The 20,798-nt window shown below is 67.9% G+C and carries 13 protein-coding genes, 1 tRNA gene and 1 pseudogene; 5 read left to right on the top strand and 10 right to left on the bottom strand.

Annotated features, from left to right (window positions below; genetic code table 11):
• Window positions 1-223: 223 nt before the first annotated feature.
• The 4 genes from ACWCIA_RS18160 to ACWCIA_RS18145 all read right to left on the bottom strand — a co-directional run bounded on the left by ACWCIA_RS18160 (window position 224) and on the right by ACWCIA_RS18145 (window position 5,387).
• Window positions 224-1,423, bottom strand: coding sequence for a S8 family peptidase (locus ACWCIA_RS18160; RefSeq protein ID WP_454165504.1), 1,200 nt, complete (start codon window positions 1,421-1,423; stop codon window positions 224-226).
• A gap of 536 nt (window positions 1,424-1,959) precedes the next feature.
• Window positions 1,960-2,049 (bottom strand) — tRNA-Ser (locus ACWCIA_RS18155).
• A gap of 61 nt (window positions 2,050-2,110) precedes the next feature.
• The gene (locus ACWCIA_RS18150) at window positions 2,111-4,105 is read right to left on the bottom strand and encodes a putative bifunctional diguanylate cyclase/phosphodiesterase (RefSeq protein ID WP_454165683.1); all 1,995 of its coding nucleotides are present in this window, start codon (window positions 4,103-4,105) and stop codon (window positions 2,111-2,113) included.
• A gap of 61 nt (window positions 4,106-4,166) precedes the next feature.
• Window positions 4,167-5,387 (bottom strand): HDOD domain-containing protein, encoded by a 1,221-nt coding sequence (locus ACWCIA_RS18145; RefSeq protein ID WP_454165502.1) that lies wholly within the window; start codon window positions 5,385-5,387, stop codon window positions 4,167-4,169.
• Window positions 5,388-5,653: 266 nt separating this feature from the next.
• Between ACWCIA_RS18145 and ACWCIA_RS18140 the strand changes: the two genes are divergently transcribed.
• The 4 genes from ACWCIA_RS18140 to ACWCIA_RS18125 all read left to right on the top strand — a co-directional run bounded on the left by ACWCIA_RS18140 (window position 5,654) and on the right by ACWCIA_RS18125 (window position 13,322).
• Entirely contained in the window at window positions 5,654-7,720 is a 2,067-nt protein-coding gene (locus tag ACWCIA_RS18140) for a carbon starvation CstA family protein (protein WP_454165500.1), read from the top strand.
• A complete protein-coding gene (locus ACWCIA_RS18135) occupies window positions 7,720-7,917 on the top strand; it encodes a YbdD/YjiX family protein (RefSeq protein WP_454165498.1) in 198 nt (65 codons plus the stop codon). Before ACWCIA_RS18140 ends, ACWCIA_RS18135 begins: the two co-directional genes overlap by 1 nt.
• A gap of 300 nt (window positions 7,918-8,217) precedes the next feature.
• Window positions 8,218-11,112 carry a response regulator gene (locus ACWCIA_RS18130; protein ID WP_454165497.1) on the top strand — a complete coding sequence of 965 codons (2,895 nt, stop codon included), beginning with the start codon at window positions 8,218-8,220 and terminating at the stop codon, window positions 11,110-11,112.
• On the top strand, window positions 11,109-13,322 hold the full coding sequence (locus tag ACWCIA_RS18125; protein ID WP_454165495.1) for a putative bifunctional diguanylate cyclase/phosphodiesterase: 2,214 nt from the start codon (window positions 11,109-11,111) through the stop codon (window positions 13,320-13,322). Before ACWCIA_RS18130 ends, ACWCIA_RS18125 begins: the two co-directional genes overlap by 4 nt.
• A gap of 127 nt (window positions 13,323-13,449) precedes the next feature.
• Here ACWCIA_RS18125 and ACWCIA_RS18120 read toward each other — a convergent pair whose 3' ends face one another.
• Window positions 13,450-15,849, bottom strand: a complete 2,400-nt coding sequence (locus ACWCIA_RS18120) for a penicillin acylase family protein (RefSeq protein WP_454165493.1) — start codon at window positions 15,847-15,849, stop codon at window positions 13,450-13,452.
• Window positions 15,850-16,031: 182 nt separating this feature from the next.
• Between ACWCIA_RS18120 and ACWCIA_RS18115 the strand changes: the two genes are divergently transcribed.
• Window positions 16,032-16,310 carry a hypothetical protein gene (locus ACWCIA_RS18115; protein ID WP_454165491.1) on the top strand — a complete coding sequence of 93 codons (279 nt, stop codon included), beginning with the start codon at window positions 16,032-16,034 and terminating at the stop codon, window positions 16,308-16,310.
• Window positions 16,311-16,581: 271 nt separating this feature from the next.
• On the opposite strand, the gene ACWCIA_RS18110 is transcribed toward ACWCIA_RS18115, so the two are convergent.
• From ACWCIA_RS18110 to ACWCIA_RS18090, 5 genes and pseudogenes are all read right to left on the bottom strand, one after another.
• Complete coding sequence (locus ACWCIA_RS18110) at window positions 16,582-17,367, bottom strand: DUF2334 domain-containing protein (RefSeq protein ID WP_454165681.1); 786 nt, start codon at window positions 17,365-17,367, stop codon at window positions 16,582-16,584.
• 31 nt (window positions 17,368-17,398) lie between these two features.
• Complete coding sequence (locus tag ACWCIA_RS18105) at window positions 17,399-18,535, bottom strand: glycosyltransferase family 4 protein (RefSeq protein ID WP_454165489.1); 1,137 nt, start codon at window positions 18,533-18,535, stop codon at window positions 17,399-17,401.
• Between the two features lie 267 nt (window positions 18,536-18,802).
• Window positions 18,803-19,393 (bottom strand): recombination mediator RecR, encoded by a 591-nt coding sequence (gene recR / locus ACWCIA_RS18100; protein ID WP_454165487.1) that lies wholly within the window; start codon window positions 19,391-19,393, stop codon window positions 18,803-18,805.
• A 31-nt stretch (window positions 19,394-19,424) separates the two neighbouring features.
• Window positions 19,425-19,754: a YbaB/EbfC family nucleoid-associated protein gene (locus ACWCIA_RS18095; protein ID WP_379747549.1), complete on the bottom strand. Its 330-nt coding sequence runs from the start codon at window positions 19,752-19,754 to the stop codon at window positions 19,425-19,427.
• A 38-nt stretch (window positions 19,755-19,792) separates the two neighbouring features.
• Window positions 19,793-20,798, bottom strand: a pseudogene (locus ACWCIA_RS18090) (DNA polymerase III subunit gamma/tau); the annotation flags it as partial.

The raw sequence follows: 20,798 nt of genomic DNA, 5'->3' as shown, positions 1-20,798 counted from the left end.
TCCGCAGAATGGGCTTGTTTCCTTACGGATTTCTTACGGCGGGCTTACGCGGGCTGTTGACGCCTTGTTGCAGGTCAAAAAATGCGTCGCTCGTCAGTGTGGCCAATTAATTCGCGTAAATTGTTGAGCGGATCTTCCCGAACCATGCCCCGACCTGCGGCTTGCGGCCCGACCGGACAAAAAAAAAGGACGCCGAAGCGTCCTTCCGGCAGCGGGGTATGGATCAGTTACCGCAGCCCAGCGACGCGATACGGTCGCGCGCAGCCTTTGCCTGCACCAGGCCAAAGCCGTATTTGGTGTCGCGGCCGGCGGTGCCCAGATCCTGCGCACTCTTGCCCAGGGTGCTGCGGATCTGCGCGGCGGTACAGGTTGGGTAGTAGCTCCAGACCAGCGCAGCGACGGCGGCCACGTGCGGCGTCGCCATCGAGGTGCCGCTCTTGTAGCCGTACTTGCCTTTGCTGGTCGGCACGGTCGAGTACACCGACACGCCAGGGCCGGCCAGTTCGACCTTGCTGTTGTATTGCGAGAAGGTCGCCCACTGCTTGTACTCGTCGATCGCACCCACCGACACCACGCTGCTGTAGCCGGCCGGGTAGGACATCGAGGTATTGCCGGCGTTGCCCGCCGCAGCGATGTTCAGGATGCCGGCGTTGGCGATGGTCGCGAAGGCGTTCGATTCGGTCGTGCTCGAGCCCGAGCCGCCGAGCGACATGCTGATGATGTTCGCGCCGTTGCTGCGGCACACGTTGGCGGCGCTTGCCAGGTCCGAGGAATAAGCCCAGCCGCTGGCGCTGAACACCTTCACGATGTGCAGCTTGACGCGGCGGTTGGCATTCACGCCGACCACGCCCACGCCGCTGTTGTTGATGGCGGCGATGGTGCCGGCCACGTGGGTGCCGTGGCTGTTTTCGTCGGTGTACCAGTTGCCGGTGCCCGCATCGTTGGTACCGGTGAGCACATTGCCGTTCAGGTCTTCATGGTAGTAGTCGATACCGGAATCGATGATGCAGATCTTGCGGTTGCCGGCGTTGGCATCGCTCAGCAGGTCGGCCTGGACCTGCTTGATCCCGTAAGGCACTGCCTGGCCCGAGGCATAGGGCGTGCCGGTCGAAGGCGTCGTCAGCGCGATCGGGTAGCGCTTCAGGTCTTCCTCGACGTATTCGACGTTCGGGTTGTTCTCCAGACCCGCCAGGGCAGCGCGCGGCACTTCGATCGCAACGGCATTGGTGCCGAAGATTTCCTTCTTCACCGATCCGTTGGCGGCGGCGATCACCGACTTCATTGCCGCAGCCTTGGCACCGGGCACGAACGACACGATGACACGGGCCGTGTCCGCGGTCGAAGCGCTTGCTGCGCCGCACAGGATGCTGGCGGCGGCGGCAAGTGCGCACTTGCCAAAGGTCTTTGCAAATTGCTTGGTCATTCAATTCTCCGTAATAGCATTTATAAAAATGCCGCGATCTCTCTGGTCGCATGCACGTTTTTGTGAAACGTTTTCAGCCGCGATAACGGCCGAGCTAGTGTAAATACGGAAATATAAAAATGGCAAGCGGAGTTTATATCAAATTGTTTCGTGGTATGGATGAAACACTTTTTATCTGCGCCGCATTGATTAACGAGCGGATTAGCCGTAATGCGTTGATGAGCGTCATTAGCTAGCTTGCAAGCCGCCACTGCTGCTGGCTCATAGCGTACGAGCACTATATTAGCCATGCATTAATTGAAGCATTTAGAAAATAAAAGTTTCTCCAACTTATTATAAATTTCCGAAAGTCGGACCTTGTAATAGCCCGGCGCTTTTATTGCGGCGAAACGAAATCAATTCACGGGGCCAAATTGCATTCATCGTGCATGAATAAAGAACTTTTTCTGGCTCGCCGGCGAATACCGGCTTTTAACAAGTCGACGACGACGAGACGAAAAAAAGCCCCAACGTGTGGGGCTCTTGTTCAGCATATCTGGCGGAAGCGGTGAGATTCGAACTCACGAACGGGTTCCCCCGTCGGCAGTTTTCAAGACTGCTGCCTTCAACCACTCGGCCACGCTTCCTGTGAAGAACGGCATTATACATAAATCACTCTGCCGACGGCAGTGAATCCCGCGCTCTCCGCTACACCAGCAGCCAGTTCTCCCTCAGCCCCTGCTCGAAGCGGCCGGCCGGCAGGGGCGCGGCATACAGGTAGCCCTGCACTTCGTCGCAGCCGGAGTCGCGCAGGAAAGCCAGCTGCTCGAGCGTCTCCACGCCCTCGGCGATCACGCGATGGCCGAGCTGGCGGCCGATGCTGATGATGGTGCTGGCGATCGCGCAGTCGCTGGCGTCGACCGGGATTCCGGTGGTGAACGAGCGGTCGATCTTCAGCGTATGGATCGGGAAGCGCTTCAGGTAGGAGAGGCTCGAGTAGCCGGTGCCGAAGTCGTCCAGCGACAGGGCGACGCCCAGCGCATTGATGCGGTCCATGATGCCGATCACGCGGTCGATGTCGTGCATCAGCGTGCTCTCGGTGATTTCGAGCTCGAGCCAGCAGGGGTCGAGTTCGTAGCGCGCCAGCGTGGCCGCCACGCGTTCCGGCAGCGCGGCCGTGAACTCGCGCGCCGAGACGTTCACCGCCAGGCGCAGCGGCGGCAGGCCGGCGCGCTGCCATTCGGCGGCCTGGGCGCAGGCCTGCTCCAGCACCCACTCACCGACCTGCACGATCAGGCCCGTGGTTTCGGCCAGCGGGATGAAGTCGCTCGGTGGCACCAGGCCGCGCTCGGGATGGGCCCAGCGCACCAGCGCCTCCGCGCCGACGATCCTGTCGCTGCCGATCTCGAATTTCGGCTGGTAGTGCAGCAGCAGCTCGCCGTTGCCGAGCGCATGGCGCAGGCCCGATTCGAGGCGCATGCGCTCGTGCATGCCCTGGTTCATCTCGAAGCTGTAGAAGGCGACGCTGTGGTCCGGGTTCGCGTCCCCTTCCTTGGCGCGCGCCATGGCGATGTCGGCGGTGCGCAGCAGCGTGTCGGCGTCCGTCCCGTCCTGGGGGTAGACGCTGATGCCGACGCTGGCGCCGATGCGCAGGTCGTGGCCGTCGATCAGGAAAGGCGCGTCGAGGGCGGCCTGCAGCTTGCGCGCCACCGTGGTGCCCTCGAAATGCTGGCGGATGTCGAACAGGCCGACCGCGAATTCGTCGCCGGCCAGGTGGGCCACCACGTCCTCTTCGCGCAGGGTGCCGCGCAGGCGGGCCGCGACCTGGCGCAGCAAGGCGTCGCCGACGCGGCGGCCGAGGGTGTCGTTGATCAGTTTAAAACGGTTCAGGTCGAGGAAGAGTACGCAGCCGGCGGCGTCGTTGCGCTGGGCGACCATCAGCGCCTGGTCGACCAGGCGCGCGAACAGGGTGCGGTTGGGCAGCCCGGTCAGTTCGTTGTAGTAGGCCAGGTGGTGCAGGCGCTCCTCGGCCAGCTTGCGCTCCGTGATGTCGGTGAGGTAGGCGATCAGCCCGACCGGGCGCTCGTCGAGGTCGCGCAGCGGCGTGAGCGACAGGCTGGCCCAGAAGACTTCGCCCGACTTCTTGCGGCGCCTGACCTCCATCATGCGCCCGCCCCCTTCGGCAAACGGGTCGGGCAGGCTCGCGTCGTCGGCCCCGTCCTCGTCGGCATACAGGAACAGGATGTTGCGGCCCACCGCTTCCAGCGCCGAATAGCCGAACAGGCGCTCGGCGCCGCCGTTCCAGCTCGTGATGTAACCCATCAGGTCGAGCGTCAGCACCGATTCGTGGATCTGGTCGAGGATTTGCGACTGGTGCGCCAGCTGGCCCTCGACCTGGGCATAGGCGTGGGTCGCGCGCTGCGCCAGCGAGTGCACCTGCAGCAGGGTGCCGGTGAGCGCGGCCAGGCCGGCCAGCTGGCGCCGGTCGTGGGCGTCGTAGCCGGCGCGCCCGCCCACCTCGTAGCAGCCATAGTAGCTGCCGTCGAGATGGATCTCGTGCACCAGCATGCCGGGCGGGGCCAGGCAGGGTTCGGGCGCGGGCGCCAGCGGGTCGGCCGCCAGGAAGCGTCCTTGGGGGCTGTCCAGCAGCAGGCGCGCGATGCGGCCCAGTTCGTTGGAGAGCAGCTCGCCGCGCAGGCGCATGACGGCCGCGCTCAGGGCGGCGCTGCAGGCGACGAAGTCGCGATTTTCCACGACCAGCCCCTCAGACATTGCGTGCCACCTGGATCGCCCAGTGATGGGCATGCAGCAGGCCGGCCCACCAGGCCGCGCCCTCGATGCCGGCTGCCCGCAGCGCGCGGGCGTCCGCCCCCTGCTCGGCCATGCGCAGGCGCTCGCCCAGCGCGCCGCGGCGTTCGAGCAGTGCAGCCTCTACGTGATCGGGCAAATGCAGGTCGCCGACGATCTCGCGCATCGGCATGCCGAGCAGGCGGTCGAGCAACGAGAAGGCGCCGGTCATGAAAGCCAGGTCCTGCGCGTCGCGGTCGCCGCCCTCCATCTTGCACAGCACCTCGAGCTGGGCCGCGCGCAACGCCGCCAGCGGCAGCAGCAGGTTCGGCAGGCCGTCGGCGGCGCCGCCCGCATACAGCAGCAATTGCAGCCAGCGCTGCAGCTGGCGCCGGCCGAGCACGGCGATGGCCTGGGCGCAGCCGGTGATCGGGGTGTTCAGGGCAAAGGCCGCCGAGTTCACCAGCCGCAGCAGGTGGAAGGACAGCACCGGATCCTGCCTGAGCAGAAGTTCGAGTTCGCGCGCATCGGCGTCGCGGGCGAGCAGCGCCAGCAGGCCGAGGATGCGGCGGCGCGAGGGCCCGTCCTGGCCCTGCGCACCGGCCGCATCGAAGGAGTAGGCGCCGCTGAACCAGTCGAAGCCGGCTTTGCCGCATTCGGCCAGGCGCGCGGCGCTGTCGACCCGGCGCGCCAGGTGCGGGCCGAACGCGGGCAGCAGGCTGCCGGCGGGCGGCGCGCCGTCGTAGCAGTCGAGCGCCACGGCGCGGGCGGCGGCCGGCCGCAGCGCGCCAGGCGGCAGCGCGCCGTCGAGCATGAGGCGGTAGCCGCGTTCGTACAGGGCGGCGATGCGATGCTGTACGCCCTCCTCCGCCAGCGCGGCGGCGTCGAAGGCCAGCACCACGCGGTTCGGCGGCAGCAGCGCCAGCAGGTTCGGGGTCAGGATGCCTGGGGTGGCCAGGCGCAGTACGCAATCCAGGGGAGCGATGGCTGCCAGCAGGTCGGCGCTGCCGAAGAGCGTGGCCAGGGTGTCGGAGGTAATCGGCTGCGCGGGCGAACCATCTTCCGCGCCGGCCGCGGGCTCGACAAGCAGCGCCACCCACCCGTTCTGCCGGTTGGCGACAGGGTGCAGGCACACGGGCGGAAATGGGTTCGAGTCCGGCACGGCCATCGGCTTCTTCCAAGTGGTCAGTCGAACCATCTTAGTCGAGGATTTAACTAAAAGCAACAGAAAATGTTTCCACAAGGATACATCTTGTATGCACATGATGCATAGGCGCTACGTGATTCTACGTAGGCAAGACGGCATCGCTTGCGGGTTAGAATCATGCGCTTGCCTTTTAAGTAATAGTGCAAGATAAGTCCAAGAACCGGGTCGGCCTTTCGTCACGCCGCCGTCGCGCCATCGCTGTGCCGGGCACGATGGCGAGGGCGCCGCACCTCTCAAGAAAAACCTAAGGAGTCACCATGAAAAGCCTCGGAAACAAACTCGGCTGGGCGGCGCTATCACTTCTCGGCGCCGGTGCGCTTGCCTACGTCGCCTTGCGCCGTGGCGAGTCCATCAATGCCGTGTGGGTGGTCGCGGCGGCCGTCTGCGTTTATCTCATCGCCTACCGCTTCTACAGCCTCTACATCGCCACCAAGGTGATGGGCCTCGATGCCGGCCGCCAGACCCCCGCCTACAAATACAACGACGGCCTCGACTACGTACCCACGAACCAGTACGTGCTGTTCGGCCACCACTTCGCGGCGATCGCGGGCGCGGGTCCCCTGGTGGGACCGGTCCTTGCGGCGCAGATGGGTTACCTGCCGGGCATGATGTGGATCCTGGCCGGCGTCGTCTTCGCCGGGGCGGTGCAGGATTTCATTGTCCTGTTCATGTCGATGCGCCGCGACGGCCGCTCGCTGGGCGACCTGATCAAGTCCGAAATGGGAGAAATCCCGGGCATCATCGCCCTCTTCGGCACCTTCATGATCATGGTCATCATCCTTGCGGTGCTGGCGCTGATCGTCGTCAAGGCGCTGACCGGCTCGCCATGGGGCTCCTTCACCGTGATGGCGACGATTCCGATCGCGCTGTTCATGGGCGTGTACTCGCGCTACTTCCGCGTCGGACGCATCGGCGAAATCTCCTTCATCGGCTTCATCCTCCTGATGCTGGCCATCATCGGCGGCCAGTGGGTGCACGATTCGCCGACGCTCGGCCCGATGTTCACCTTCACCGGCCCGCAACTGACCTGGATGCTGATCGGCTACGGCTTCGTCGCTTCCGTCATTCCCGTCTGGCTGCTGCTGGCCCCGCGCGACTACCTGTCTACTTTCCTGAAGATCGGCACCATCGTCGCGCTGGCGATCGGCATCCTGATCGTCGCGCCGCAAATGCAGATGCCGGCCGTGACCCGCTTCATCGACGGCACCGGCCCGGTCTGGTCCGGCAACCTGTTCCCCTTCCTGTTCATCACCATCGCCTGCGGCGCGGTGTCGGGCTTCCACGCGCTGATCTCCTCGGGCACCACGCCGAAGATGATCGAGAACGAGACCCACGCCCGCTTCATCGGCTACGGCGCGATGCTGATGGAGTCCTTCGTCGCGATCATGGCGCTCGTCGCCGCATCGACCATCGACCCCGGCATCTATTTCGCGATGAACGCGCCGGCGGCGCTGCTGGGCACCACCGCCGAGTCGGCCGCCGCGGCGGTATCGAACTGGGGCTTCGTGGTCACGCCTGACGCGCTGACGCAGATGGCCAAGGACGTCGGCGAGCACACCATCATCTCGCGCGCCGGCGGTGCGCCGACGCTGGCGGTCGGCATGGCCAACATCCTGTCGAACGTGGTCGGCGGACCGGCCATGATGGCCTTCTGGTACCACTTCGCGATCCTGTTCGAGGCGCTCTTCATCCTGACGGCGGTGGACGCCGGCACCCGCGCCGGCCGCTTCATGCTGCAAGACCTGCTGGGCGCCTTCGCCCCGGCCCTGAAGCGTACCGAATCGCTGCCGGCCAACTTGCTGGCCACCGGCCTGTGCGTGGCGGCCTGGGGCTACTTCCTGTACCAGGGCGTGGTCGACCCGCTGGGCGGCATCAACACCCTGTGGCCGTTGTTCGGCATCGCCAACCAGATGCTGGCCGGTATCGCCCTGATGCTGGGCACCGTCGTGCTGTTCAAGATGAAGCGCGGCAAATACGCCTGGGTCACCATCGTGCCGACCATCTGGCTGCTGATCTGCACGCTGACCGCCGGCTGGCAGAAGATCTTCCATGAGAACGTGAAGATCGGCTTCGTCGCCCACGCCCAGAAGTTCCAGGCGGCGCTCGATCAGGGCCAGGTGCTGGCGCCGGCGAAGTCGATCGGCGAGATGGAGCGCATCATCTTCAACGACTACCTCGACGCGGCGCTGGCCGGCTTCTTCATGGTGGTCGTGCTGGCGGTGCTGTACTACGGCATCCGCACCGTGATCGAAGCGCGCAAGAGCGGCAACCCGACGACCAAGGAATCGCCCTTCGTCGCCGGCATCAAGCCACAGGTGCAGTGATGTTCGCCACCCTCGCGCAGGCCGGCAAGTACCTCGGGCAAAGCATGCGCCTGATGGTCGGCCTGCCGGAATACGACACCTACCTCGCGCACATGGAGCGCGAGCATCCGGATAAACCCGCGATGAGCTACGAGGAGTTTTTCCGCGAGCGCCAGGAAGCGCGCTATGGCTCGGGGCGTAGCGGGGGGTGTTGCTGATGTATCCCGGGGCCGGCGGGTGACGCCGCCGGCCAGGTCACCGTAGGGTGGACGGCTTTGCCGTCCACGCGTTCAAACACAGCAAGATCACACCGATCACGATGTCAGCCGTTCGTTGAACGCGTGGACGGCGGAGGCGTCCACCCTACCAACGCTGTCCTTCCTTAATTTCCTCGCACCAACCGCTTTGCGCCATCGCAAGGCCGTCTCCTCCCCTCCCACGTAATATTTTTTCTTGCAGGAATTTGCATTTCTGCAAGGAGGGCATGTGCGCACCCGGTGGCGCCGGCCCGCATCGCCATGCAGCTCCTGCACATTGCCTCGATGCCGAATCCAGCACGCTCCAGCCTGAACCGCAAACTGACGTTGATGTCGCTGCTCTCGACGGGCACGGCCTTGCTGTTCGTCTTCGTCGCCTTTGCCGTGAGCTCGGTGCTCAACCACCGCGACGAAGCCGGCAGCCAGCTGTCCTCGCTGGCGGGCGTGGTGGCGGTCAACAGCGCCGACGCCATCGTGTTCAACGACCGCAGCCTGGCCGGCAACCTGCTGGCCGCGCTCAAGACCAAGGACGACATCTCGCTGGCCGCGCTCTACGACAGCCGCGGCCGCCTGTTTGCCGCCTACAGCTCCCCGGCGCACGAAGGCGGCAAGCCGCAGCCGACGCTGGCGATCTCCGAACCGGCGGCGCTGGACGAGGCCAACCTTGCCGGCAGCCGCCTGTGGTCGCCGCGCATGCGCCTGTACCGCCCCGTGATGGGCGCCCAGTCCCAGGTCGGCGCGCAGGTCGGCGTACTTGTGATCGAAGCGGACCTGCTGCCGATGTGGCGCGACATCCTCGACAGCGTCGGCGTGGCCGGCGCGGCGATGTGCGTGTCGCTGCTGGTGGCGCTGGTGCTGGCGCGGCGTTTCACGCGCAGCATCGCCGAGCCGGTCACGAAACTGATCCAGACCGCGAAGAAGGTGTCGGAGAGCCAGAACTACACGCTGCGCGTCGGCCACCAGCGCAGCGACGAACTGGGCATGCTGATCGACAGCTTCAACGACATGCTGGCCCAGATCGAAGGGCGCGGCGCCGCCCTCACCCTGCACCGCGACGAGCTCGAACGCCAGGTATCGGTGCGCACCGAGCAGCTCGAGCGCGCCAAGAACGCCGCCGAGGCCGCCAGCCGCGCGAAGAGCGCTTTCCTGGCCACCATGAGCCACGAGATCCGCACCCCGATGAACGGCGTGCTCGGCATGACCGAGATGCTGCTCGGGACCCAGCTCAGCGAAGTCCAGCGCAACTACACGCGCCTGGTGAAGCGCTCGGGCGAGCACCTGCTGGTGATCATCAACGACATCCTCGATTTTTCCAAGATCGAGGCCGGCAAGCTCACCATCGAGTACATCAACTTCAACCTCTGGGACCTGCTCGAAGACATCCACACCGTCTACACCCCGCAAGCCCAGAACAAGGGCATCGCCCTCGACTTCGACATCGCCAACGACATCCCGGTCGCCATCTGCGGCGACCCGAACCGGCTGCGCCAGATCATGGCCAATTTGCTCGGCAACGCCATCAAGTTCACCGAGCAGGGCCGGATCGAAGCCCGCGTGCGCGTGGCCAGCGAGGACAGCCAGGCCGTGATGCTGCGCTTCGAGGTGATCGACACCGGCATCGGCATTTCGCGCGAGGCGCGTTCGCGCCTGTTCGAAGCCTTCTCCCAGGCCGACGATTCGACCACCCGCAAGTTCGGCGGCACCGGCCTCGGGCTGGCCATTTCGAAGCAGCTGGTGGAACTGATGGGCGGCGCGATCGGCGTCGACAACAACGGCGTGCGCCAGGGCTCCGTGTTCTGGTTCACGGTCAGTTTCGACAAGCGCCGGGTCGACCCCGACGCCCCCGACGATGCGGAGCACAAGACGCAGCACAGCCTGGCCGGCCTGCGCGTGCTGGTGGTCGACGAGAACGAGACCAGCCGCGTCGGCCTGGAGCGCCACCTGGCGGCCTGGAATGTCGCCTGCGAGGGCGCGGCCGGCGCCCAGGAAGCGGTCACCCGCCTGCGCGCGGCGGCCGCCACGCCCAAGCCCTTCGACGCCGCCGTCATCGACATGGAACTGACCCACTCGAGCGGCCTGCTGCTGGCCACCACGATCAAGGCCGACCCGCTGACCCGGCCGACGCGCCTGATCCTGCTCAGCCCCGAGCGGCTGGCGGCCGATCCGGTGCAGCGGCGCGAGGCGGGCGTGGCCTACCAGCTGATCGAGCCGGCGCGCGCGGCCGACCTCTTCGCCTGCCTCGGCACCCGGCCGCGCGGCATCACCGCGCCGGCGGCGCAGTTCCTGCCGCCGCCACCGTCCGGCAATGCGCGCGACGAGCGGGGCGTTGGGCAAGGCAGCGGCAAGCCGCGCGTGCGGCGCGTCCTGCTGGCCGAGGACAACCCGGTCAACGTCGAAGTGGCCAAGGCCATGCTGGAAAGCTTGGGCCTGCAGGCGCACATCGCGCGCAACGGGCTCGAGGCGCTGGAGGCGGTGCGCGCCGGCGGTTTCGAGGTGGTGCTGATGGATTGCCAGATGCCGGTGATGGACGGCTTTGCCGCCACCGCCGCGATCCGGCGCGAGGAAACCGACGCCGGGCGTCCGCGCACCCTGCCGGTGATCGCCATCACGGCCAACGCCCTGCAGGGCGACCGCGAAGCCTGCCTGGCGGCCGGCATGGACGACTACCTGTCCAAGCCTTTCACCCAGGCCGAACTGGCCGCCGTGATCGGGCGCTGGATGGCGCTGCCGCTCTCGGCCAGCCGCCACCACGACGATGCGGCGCCGACCCTGCCGCCCGAGACCCGCGAAGTGATCCAGCGCGACGTCATCAACGCCGCCGCGCTCGGGAAGATCCGCGCCCTCAGCCAGGCGGGCGGCGACGCGCTGGTGCAGAAGGTGATTGCCGCCTACGTCGGCGACACGCCGCGCCAGTTGAAGGCCCTGCACCAGGCGGTCGAGGGACAGGATCCGGACACCGTGCGCCGCGTCGCGCACAGCCTGAAGTCGGCCAGCGCCAACGTCGGCGCCGACACGCTCGCGCGCCTGTGCAAGGACCTCGAACACCTCGGCCGGAGTGCCAGCGTCGTTGGCGCGGCCGGCCTGCTGTCCGACATGGAACAGGAATTCCAGGCGGTCCAGCACTCGCTCAATGCCATGCTAGAGAAGGAAACATGATGCCAGCCTCCCCTTCCCAACAACGCGGTATCCGTGGAATTGTGCTGGTCGCCGACGACGATCCGGTCATGCGTCTCCTGATGCTGGAGATGCTGCAGCAGGTCGGCCTGGACGGGATCGAAGCCGAGGACGGACGCCAGGCCGTGGAACTCGCCGCGGCGCGCCGGCCCGACCTGATCCTGATGGACGTGGAGATGCCGCACCTCGACGGCTTCGCCGCCTGCCGCGCGATCCGCCGCGCCGAGGGCCCCGGCGCCTCGGTGCCGATCGTGATGGTCACCGGCGGCGACGACGTCGAAGCCGTGACCAGCGCCTACGAGGCCGGCGCCACCGATTTCGTCTCCAAGCCGATCAACTGGCCCATCCTCGGCCACCGGGTGCTGTACGTGCTGCGCGCGAGCGACGCCATCGCCCGCCTGCGCATCGCCGACGCCCAGAACCGCGCGGTGCTGGCGGCGATCCCGGACACTTTCTTCCGCATGAACTGCGACGGGTTCTACCTCGACTACGAGCCGGGCCGCGGCCGGATGCACGGCGCCCTGCAGGGCCGGGCGCGCCAGGGGCGCCGCGACGGCGCCATCGAGGAGGCGGTGCCGTTCACCAGCGAGCGCTGCGTCGGCCGCCACATCACCGAAGTGCTGCCGAAGGAGATCGCCGCGCGCGTGATGGCCCAGCTCAAGGAGGTGCTGCGCACCGAGCAGGTGCGCTCGGTCGAATACGAACTGGTGCGCTTCGGCGAAACCCAGCATTTCGAAGCGCGCCTGGTCGCCACCGGCCCCTCCGAGGTGCTCGGCCTGGTGCGCGACATCAGCGAGCGCAAGCGCACCGAGGAACAGATCCGCCGCCTGGCCTACTGCGACAGCCTGACCGGCATCCCGAACCGCCAGGCCTTCCTCGAGACCCTGGAGCGGGAACTGCAGCGCTCGAAGATCGGCAACAAGAAATTCGCCGTGCTGTTCATGGACCTCGACGCCTTCAAGCGCATCAACGACACCCTCGGCCACAACGTCGGCGATCACCTCCTGAAGATCGTCTCGGAGCGCCTGCGCGAGACGATCCGCCCGAGCGACCTGGTGTCGCGCAGCGAAGCGCTGCCGGGCGATGCGACGATGGGCGCATCGGAATCGTCCTCGCTGGCGCGCCTGGGCGGCGACGAGTTCACGATCCTGATCCCCGACCTGGAACGGGTCGAGCATGCACTCAATGTCGCCCACCGCGTTAAGGAAGCCATGCGCCGCCCCTTCCTGATCGAGGGCCACGAGATCTTCGTCACCGCCAGCATCGGCATCTCGCTGTTCCCGGAAGACGGCGACGACTGCAATTCGCTGCTCAAGTACGCCGACACGGCCATGTACCACGCGAAGAACTGCGGCAAGAACAACGCCAAGCTGTACAGCTCTTCGCTGACCATGCAGATCATGAGCCACGTGAAGCTCGAGGTCGGCCTGCGCAAGGCCTTGCAGAACGACGAACTGTACCTGCTGTACCAGCCGCAGCTCGAAGTGCGTTCGTCCGAGATCGTCGGCGTCGAGGCCCTGGTGCGCTGGCGGCATCCCGAGCGCGGCATCATTTCGCCGACCGAATTCATTCCGCTGGCCGAGGAGACCGGCCTGATCGTCCCGATCGGCGAATGGGTGCTGCGCACGGCCTGCAACCAGGCCCGCATGTGGCAGTCGCTGCCGCGCCGGCCGGTGCGCATGGCGGTCAACCTGTCGGCCAAGCAGTTCAAGGACGAGAACCTGTCGCAGATCGTGCTCTCGGCGCTGGACGAGACCGGCCTCGACCCCAAGCTGCTCGAACTGGAGCTGACCGAGGGCACGCTGATGGACGATGCGATGGCGACCCTGGCCACCCTCGAACGCCTGCGCGGCATCGGCGTCTACCTGTCGATCGACGACTTCGGCACCGGCTACTCGTCGATGAACTACCTGAAGCGCTTCGACGTGCGTGCGCTCAAAATCGACCGCAGCTTCATTTCCGGCCTGCCCCAGGACTCGGAAAACGCGGCCATCACGCGCGCCATCATCGCCATGGCCCACGGCCTCAAGATGGCCGTGGTGGCCGAAGGCGTCGAGACCGACGAGCAGCTGCTGCTGCTCGAGCAGTACGGCTGCGACATGGTGCAGGGCTACTTCCTGGGCCACCCGTCGAGCGCCGAGGCGATCACGCTGATGCTGGGAACCGTGCAGGCCGCGCTGCCTTCGAAGTAAACCAACCAACTCCGGCGCGCGGCGCGCTCGAAAACGATGCGCGCCGCTGTATGTAGGGTGGAGTCCCGACTCCACGCGTCTGCGAACCTGAGATGTACTCGCGACTCCACGCCTCGCACGCGCCCGCTCATCGCCCCGGCACCAGCGTCAGCGTCGTCCGCGCCGCCCCCGGCAGCAGCGGCACCGGCGTCGCGCGCACCCACTCCGCATGTCCCTTCAGGAAAAAGGGCGACAAGGGATGGCCGCTCTGCCCGCCCGGCATGTTGTAGAGCCCTTCTTCCTCGCGCCCCGGCGACACCGTCATCCGCTCCGACTGGCCGAACTTCGGCCCGGCCACGCGCGGCATGTGCGCGTCGCCCGCCAGTTGGTCGGGCGGCACGCCGAGCAGCGGAGCGAGCGCCGGCACGGCCAGCGCGATCGGATGCGCGAAGGCCGCCGTGTTGCGCGCGCCCCAGGTGGCCTTCTCCAGCGGCACCCCTTCCCGCTCGAAGTCGGCGATGACGCGGTCGATGGCCGCCAGCTGCACCGCGCGCCAGTCGCGCATGCCCGGCGGCAGCCAGCCGGGCGGGCCCTCGTCGAGCAGGCGCGCCACCACCGCCGGCCAGCGCGGGTTGGCGGCCGCCATGGTCGCCTTCGGGTCCAGCGCCGTCATCGGCTCGGCGGCGCCGGCGAACAGCAGGTCGTGCAGCGCCCACATGAAGTTGCGCGCCAGCCGGTAGCCGCTCGAATCGACGCTGGCGTGGCCGTTCCAGCTGGTCTCGAGCAGGCGCCGGAAGGCGGCGCGGCGCGGGTGGCCGCCGGTCGCCTCCGGGTCGAGCACGCGCAGAGCGCGCTCGCGCCAGCCGGCGATGAACAGGGCACGGTCGTCGAGGGCCGCCGCGAAGGCGCGGGACACGTCGGTGCGGCCGCCCAGCTGGCGCAGGCGCTCGTCCAGCTGGCGTGTGCGCGCGCCGAGGTCGAAGCCACCGTCGCCCAGCAGCCCCGCCTCCGGCCCCATCAGCTGGCGACTGTTGGCCGTCGCCAGCTGGCCGCTCGCCGGGTTGACGATGCGAGGATAGTCCTCGAGATCGAGCAGGCCGTTCCAGGTCGGCGTTCCGCCTGGCGCCAGCGGAAAGCTGGTGGCGATGCCGCCCACGGTCCGCCGCGGCAGGCGGCCGGCGACGGTCCAGCCGATGTTGCCCTGGGCGTCGCCGGCGACGAAGTTCTGGGCCGGGATACCGTCGCTCGCGGCGATCGCCAGGGCTGCGTCGACCGTCGTCGCGGCTTCCAGGCGCAGGTGGTCCAGGTTGACGGCACCGGGCGCATGCGCCACCCAATGCAGCGCATAGTGCTTGCCCCCTACGGTGCGGATCGGCCCGAAGGCGGTCTCGCGCACGGCCAGGCGCTCGGCCAGACCACCCTTGACCAGGATCGTTTCGACCTGTTCGGCCGGCCGCTCCCAGCCGCCCGGCGTGCGCACCTGGCCCGGATGCGCAGCGTCGACCCCGAGTTCGACCAGGTCGAGGTAGTCGCCATAGCTATTGGTGAAGCCCCAGGCGACCTTGCCGTTGCTGCCCGCGATGACGAGCGGCGGCGCCCCGGGCAGGGTCACCCCGACCAGGCGGCGCTCGCCGCCCTGCCCGTCGGGATAGGCCAGCGCCAGCCGGTACCAGATGTTCGGCAGTTGCAGGCCGAGGTGCATGTCGTCGGCGACGATGGCCGCCCCGGTCGTGCTGCGGCTGCCGGCAATCGCATAGTTGTTGCTGCCGACCAGGTTCTCCGTATCGAGCGCCGCCAGCTGCACGGGCGCCGCGCGCGGCTTGCCCCACCAGCCGGGGGCCGCCGCCGGGATGGGCGCTGGCGCGGGTGCGGCCAGGCCGTCGAGCGGCGCGTCCCAGATGCTGGCCTCGGGCAGCAGGAAGGCCAGCTGCCCGGCGTCGCTGTGCTCCCGCAGCCAGCCGCGCGCCAGCTCGCGCGGCTCCTGGTTCCCCTGCAGGTCGATGTACATGGCCCACACCACGAGCAGGGTATCCTCGGCGCGCCAGGGGATGGGCGCGCTGCCGGTCAGCAGGTATTCGAAGGGACGCGCGCCGAGTTGCCCCAGGCCGGCATTGACGCCGGCGACATAGCGCTCGAGAAAGGCGCGTTCGGGCGGCGACAGCGCCGCCAGTGCCCCCGCGGCGCGGGCGCGGAAGCGGTGCAGGCGGCGTGCGCGGTCGAGCGGCAGCGCGCGCGGGCCGAACAGCTCGGCCAGCTCGCCCGCGGCCGTGCGGCGCAGCAGGTCCATCTGGAAGAAGCGCTCCTGCGCATGCACGAAACCGGTGGCGTAAGCGAGGTCGAAGCGGTTGGCGCCGCGGATCAGCGGCACCCCGGCCTCGTCGCGCGCGACCGTCACCGGCGCCGCCAGTCCGCTTGCTGCGACCCGGCCGTCGAGCTGCGCCAGGCTGGCGCGCAGGGTCAGCCAGGCGCCGAGCAGCGCCAGCAGCACCAGTGCCGCGAGCAGCGCCAGGATGCGCAAGATCCAGGACCGCCAGCGGCGTCGTTGCATATTTCTTCTCCCTTTTGTTCTTTTTGAATCTAAATATCTTGCCAGAAAAGCCACGCCGGCGAAAGCGCAACACGGCGGACGGGCGGACCGTGTGGCCCCGTCCGATTGGTGCGAATCGAGCAGTGTTCTGATTCTTGCGCTAAGCTCGAAACCAACGAAAGCTAACCGAGAAGGAGTCGGCGATGCGTCACTTGATTGTTCTATCGGCGGTGCTCTTGCTGGGCGCCTGCGCCACCCCGCAGGAACGGGCGGCGCGCAAGCAAGCGGAAATGGCGGAAATGATCGCGGTCTATGGCCCGGCCTGCGACCGGCTCGGCTATGCGCAGCAATCCGACCAATGGCGAAACTGCATCCTCAGCCTGAGCACGAAGGACGAGGTGCAGCGCTACGGCAACCATCCGGGTTACTACGGCGGCTGGGGGCCGAGGTACTGGGGCGGCGGCTACTGGGGACGCTGGTAAGCGAGTACTGGCTTGTGCTGCTTGCAGCTTCGTGGGCTCACGGCTCATGAGCTTCATCGCTCATGGGCTCGCGGGATCACAGCCGGAAATATCGCGTGATGTTTCCGTTTACGAGTTCCGCCGCGCACAACCGCGTGGAGTCGGGACTCCACCCTACAAATCGCGCCATATGTAGGGTGGAGTCCTGACTCCACGCGTTTTGGCCCCCTTGCACAGCTGTACTGCGTGGCTCACCAAACCCACTTTATTGACCAGCATTAAGCTCACCGGCTTACGACCGATACGGCTTGCCACCCGGCCGCGGCGTCGCCTCCGCCGCGCCTCCCGTTTGCAGCACCTGCGCGCACGCCGCCTTGGTGACGGCCGTGTGCGAAGCCAGCATGCGTTCGACCAGCTTCTGCGCGTGCGCCACCAGGCGCGGATAGCGCACGTCCGGCGGATGCAGGCTCAGCCGCATGAGCGGTGCCCGCGCCAGCAGGGGCGCGGCGAGGCTGGCGGCCAGCGGCGACAGCATCCGCCCGCTGCGGTTGCGCGCCGTGTAGACCAGCGAAGGCGCGAACACCGAGCCGCCTGCTCGCAGCAGGTGGAAGCGGGTGAAGGTGGTCGTGTAGCTGAACCCGAAAGCCGGCAGCGCTTCCCACGCGCCCGGTCCCAGCAGCCAGGCCGGCGCCACGAAACCGCTGGCTTGCCAGCCGCGCGCCCGGAACCACGCCAGCCCCTGCTCGATGCGGCGCCGCGCCTCGTCGGCGCCCAATGCGGAAAACTCGCCCTCGCTGCGCGTGTACACGCCGCGCAGGAAACGCTCGCGCAGGCCGCCGGCCTGGCGTCCGGTATCGAGGTGGGTGTAACCGTGCAGCACCAGTTCGTCGCCGCGCGCCACGGCGGCATCGAGGCCTGCGCGCATGATGCTGTCGTCGCGATCGTGCCCGTGCTCGTGATAATGCGGCACCACCAGCCAGCTCAGGGGAATGTCGGCGACGCTGCGCAGGGCCTGCGCGAGCCGTTCGCACTCGCCCCAGGTCGCCGGCGCGACGTCGTGGATCGACACGCACAGCATCGGCGGCCGCCCTCGCCCGTGGCCAGGAAGTTCAGTCGGTGACACAGATCCCCCTGGACCCCGGCTCGTCCTGCTCGCGCGTGCCGAGCACGGCGTGATAGCGGCGCATCACCTGCGGCAGGATTTCGTTCCAGTCGTAGCAATCGGCCGCCCTGCGGCGCGCGTGCTCGCCCAGCTGGGCCAGGTTGCGCTCGTAGATGGCTTCGATGGCGGCGGCCAGGCTGTCCACGCTGTTCGGTTCGGCGAGGATGCCGGTCTGCTCGTCGACCAGCTCGGCCACGCCGCCGCCGGCCGTGGCCACGACGGGGCGGCCGCAGGCCATGGCCTCGAGCACGATCAGGCCGAAGGTTTCGCAGTCGCCGGGATGCACCAGCACGTCGCAGCTGGCCAGCAGGCGCGCCAGCTGGCGCTGGTTGTGCCGGAACGGCAGGTAAGTGATCTGCGGATAGCGCGGCAGGTCGAGACCGCCGCCGACCATCACCAGGTGATAGGGACGGCCGAGTTTGCGCACCGCCTCGATCAGCAGCGGCAGCTTCTTCTCGGCCGTGAAGCGCCCGGCGTACACCAGCAGCCGCGCGTTCTCGGGCAGGCGCAGGTGGGCGCGCAGGGTTTCGACCCGGCGCGAGGGGTGGAACACGCTGGAATCGATGCCGAGCGGCTGGTGGCGCGCGTCGTGCACGCCGATCTCGTGGAGCTGCTCGACCATCACCCGGCTCGGCGCCAGCACGAGGTCGAACTGGCGGTACAGGTGGGCCAGGTATTTGCAGGTGACGCCCTCGGCCGTCTGGCCGAAGCGCGGCCGCACCAGGCTAGGCAGGTCGGAATGGTAGAAGGCGATCGCCGGCACGCCCAGGCGCCGGCGCAGCTGCAGGGCAGCCCAGGCGCTGTGGCCGGCGTCGCCGACCTCGATGAGGTCCGGGCGCGCCTGGCGCAGCAGGCGTGCGGGGGCGCGCACCGACATCGGCATGCGAAAGCCGTTGATGCCGGGCAGCGCGAACGCCGGCACGCGCACCAGGGCGGGTGCCTCGCCGCCGCTGTCGACGTTGGGGCTGAGGATGGTGTGCCGCACGCGGCTATGCCGCGCCAGCCAGCGTGCCTTGGCATTCAGGTAGGTGCTCACGCCATTGCCTTCGGCGGCGTAGAACATCGTGATGTCGACTAGGTGCATTCGCAGGTCCGCTTGAAGTGTGGCCACGATAGCAGCGGACCGGTCGCACTGATTGCGCGCACGCAAACGGCGAACCGCCGCGACGGAGTACCCGGCTAAAAATAAATCGGAACTTTTGGCAGGCAGGCCGGAATGCGATGCGGGGCAACCGCCACGCCGCAGTGCAGGCACTGCAAGCGGCAAGCAAGGCCGCAGCGCGCCGGTATGGCAGCCAAAAAGCGGATGTGTTTTAGTCGAGGACCGTACTACCGGGTCTTGTCAAAGCGATTATGCGCTGCGGCGGTCGAGCATGGCGCGCGCTATGGTGCCGGCGTCGACATACTCCAGCTCGCCGCCGACGGGCACGCCGCGCGCCAGCCGGCTCACCTTCAGGCCACGGGCCTTGAGCATTTCGCTGATGTAGTGGGCGGTCGCTTCGCCCTCGTTGGTGAAATTGGTCGCAAGCACGACCTCGCTGACGACGCCATCGGCCGCGCGGCCGATCAGCTTGTCGAGGTGGAGGTCTTTCGGACCGATGCCGTCCAGCGGCGAGAGCCGCCCCATCAGCACGAAGTACAGGCCCTTGTAGGTCAGGGTCTGCTCGATCATCATCTGGTCGGCCGGGGTTTCGACGATGCACAGCAGGCTGCGCTCGCGCGCCTCGTCGGCGCACATCTCGCAGACCTCGGTGTCGGCGAAGGTATTGCACATGGCGCAGTGGTGCACCGTGTCGACCGCCTGGTAGAGCGCGCGCGACAGCATCGCTGCGCCCTCGCGGTCGTGCTGCAGCAGGTGGAAGGCCATGCGCTGCGCGGACTTCGGGCCGATGCCCGGCAGGCGGCGCAGGGCTTCGGTCAGGAAGTCGAGGGACTTGGACATCAGGCGCGGCCCTGCTGCAGTACGGCAGGCATCAGAACGGCATCTTGAAGCCGGGCGGCAGGCCAGGCATGCCGGCGGTCAGGCCGCTCATCTTTTCGGCGGAGGTGGCTTCGGCCTTGCGCACGGCGTCGTTGAAGGCGGCGGCGACCAGGTCTTCCAGCATGTCCTTGTCGTCGGCCAGCAGCGACGGGTCGATCTGGACGCGCTTGACGTCGTTCTTGCAGGTCATCGTGACTTTCACCATGCCGGCGCCGGACTGGCCTTCGACTTCGATCAGGGCCAGCTGCTCCTGCGCCTTCTTCATGTTGTCCTGCATGGCTTGCGCCTGTTTCATCAGGCCTGCGAGCTGGTTTTTCATCATGATGCGGTTCTCCGTTGATTCGTTAGAAGGGTATTCGTTCAGGCGGCAGGCGGCTTCACCGAGCCGGGCACGACGAAGGCGCCCAGGGTGCGTTCCATTTCCTGCACAAAGGGGTCGCCGGCCACCAGGGCTTCGGCCTGGCGCTGGCGCTCTTCGCGCGCGGCTTTCGCCTCGGCGCCCGCCGTGTACCAGACCGGGCCGATTTCGGTTTCGACCGTGATGCGCTTGCCCGGGAAGCAGTCCTGCAGGGCCGCCTGCAGCTTTTCGCTGTTGCCGCTGGCGCGCAGGGTGTCGACCGGGACGCGCAGGCGGAACACGGCGGCGGCGCCTTCGGCGTGGCAATCGACCAGTTCGGTCTGCAAGGCGAGCTGCTGCGACACGCCGCGCAGCGGCAGCGTGGCGGCCAGCGCCGGCCAGTTGCCGTCCCAGTCGAGGCCGGGAACCGGCGTGACGACATAGGCGTGCGGCGGCGCGGCCGGGGCGCGCGCCGGCGCCGGCACGTTCACGGGTGCGGCGACGGTGTTCGTTTCGGCGGCGACGGCGGTATCGTCGGAAAAATCGGTGACCCAGGACGGCGGCTCGTCATCGGCCATGCTGTTCGCGTTGGCGTTCGACTGCGACTGCGACTGCGGCTGCTGGCGTGCCTGGGCCTGGGCGCCGGGCTGTTCCCATGGCGGCGTGCCGCCCTGGCGCGGGCCGGCGGCCGGTGCCGAAGGCGCAGGCGGCGGCGCCATGCGGGCCCCGGGACCTGGCGTCGCGCCGGGGCCGACGTTGATCGGGCGTGCGGGTGCCGCCGGGCCGGAAGCCGGGGGCGCGGACGGCGCCGGAGCTGCCGGCGGCGCATCGGCGCCCGGACGCTTCGGCGCCACACGCTGGCCGGAGGCGGCGCGTGCCGCCTCGAGCGCGGCGTTGATGGCGGCGCGCGCCGAATTCATGGCCGGTGCCGGATTGGCGGGCGCCGGCGCGGCCGCGGCCGGGGGAGGTTGCGCGGGGTGGCCCACCCCCCGCAGCCCCAGCCACGCGCTTGCCCCCACCACCGCCGCC

The organism is Massilia sp. SYSU DXS3249 (assembly GCF_053668055.1).
This window is presented reverse-complemented; position numbering and strand designations above follow the sequence as displayed.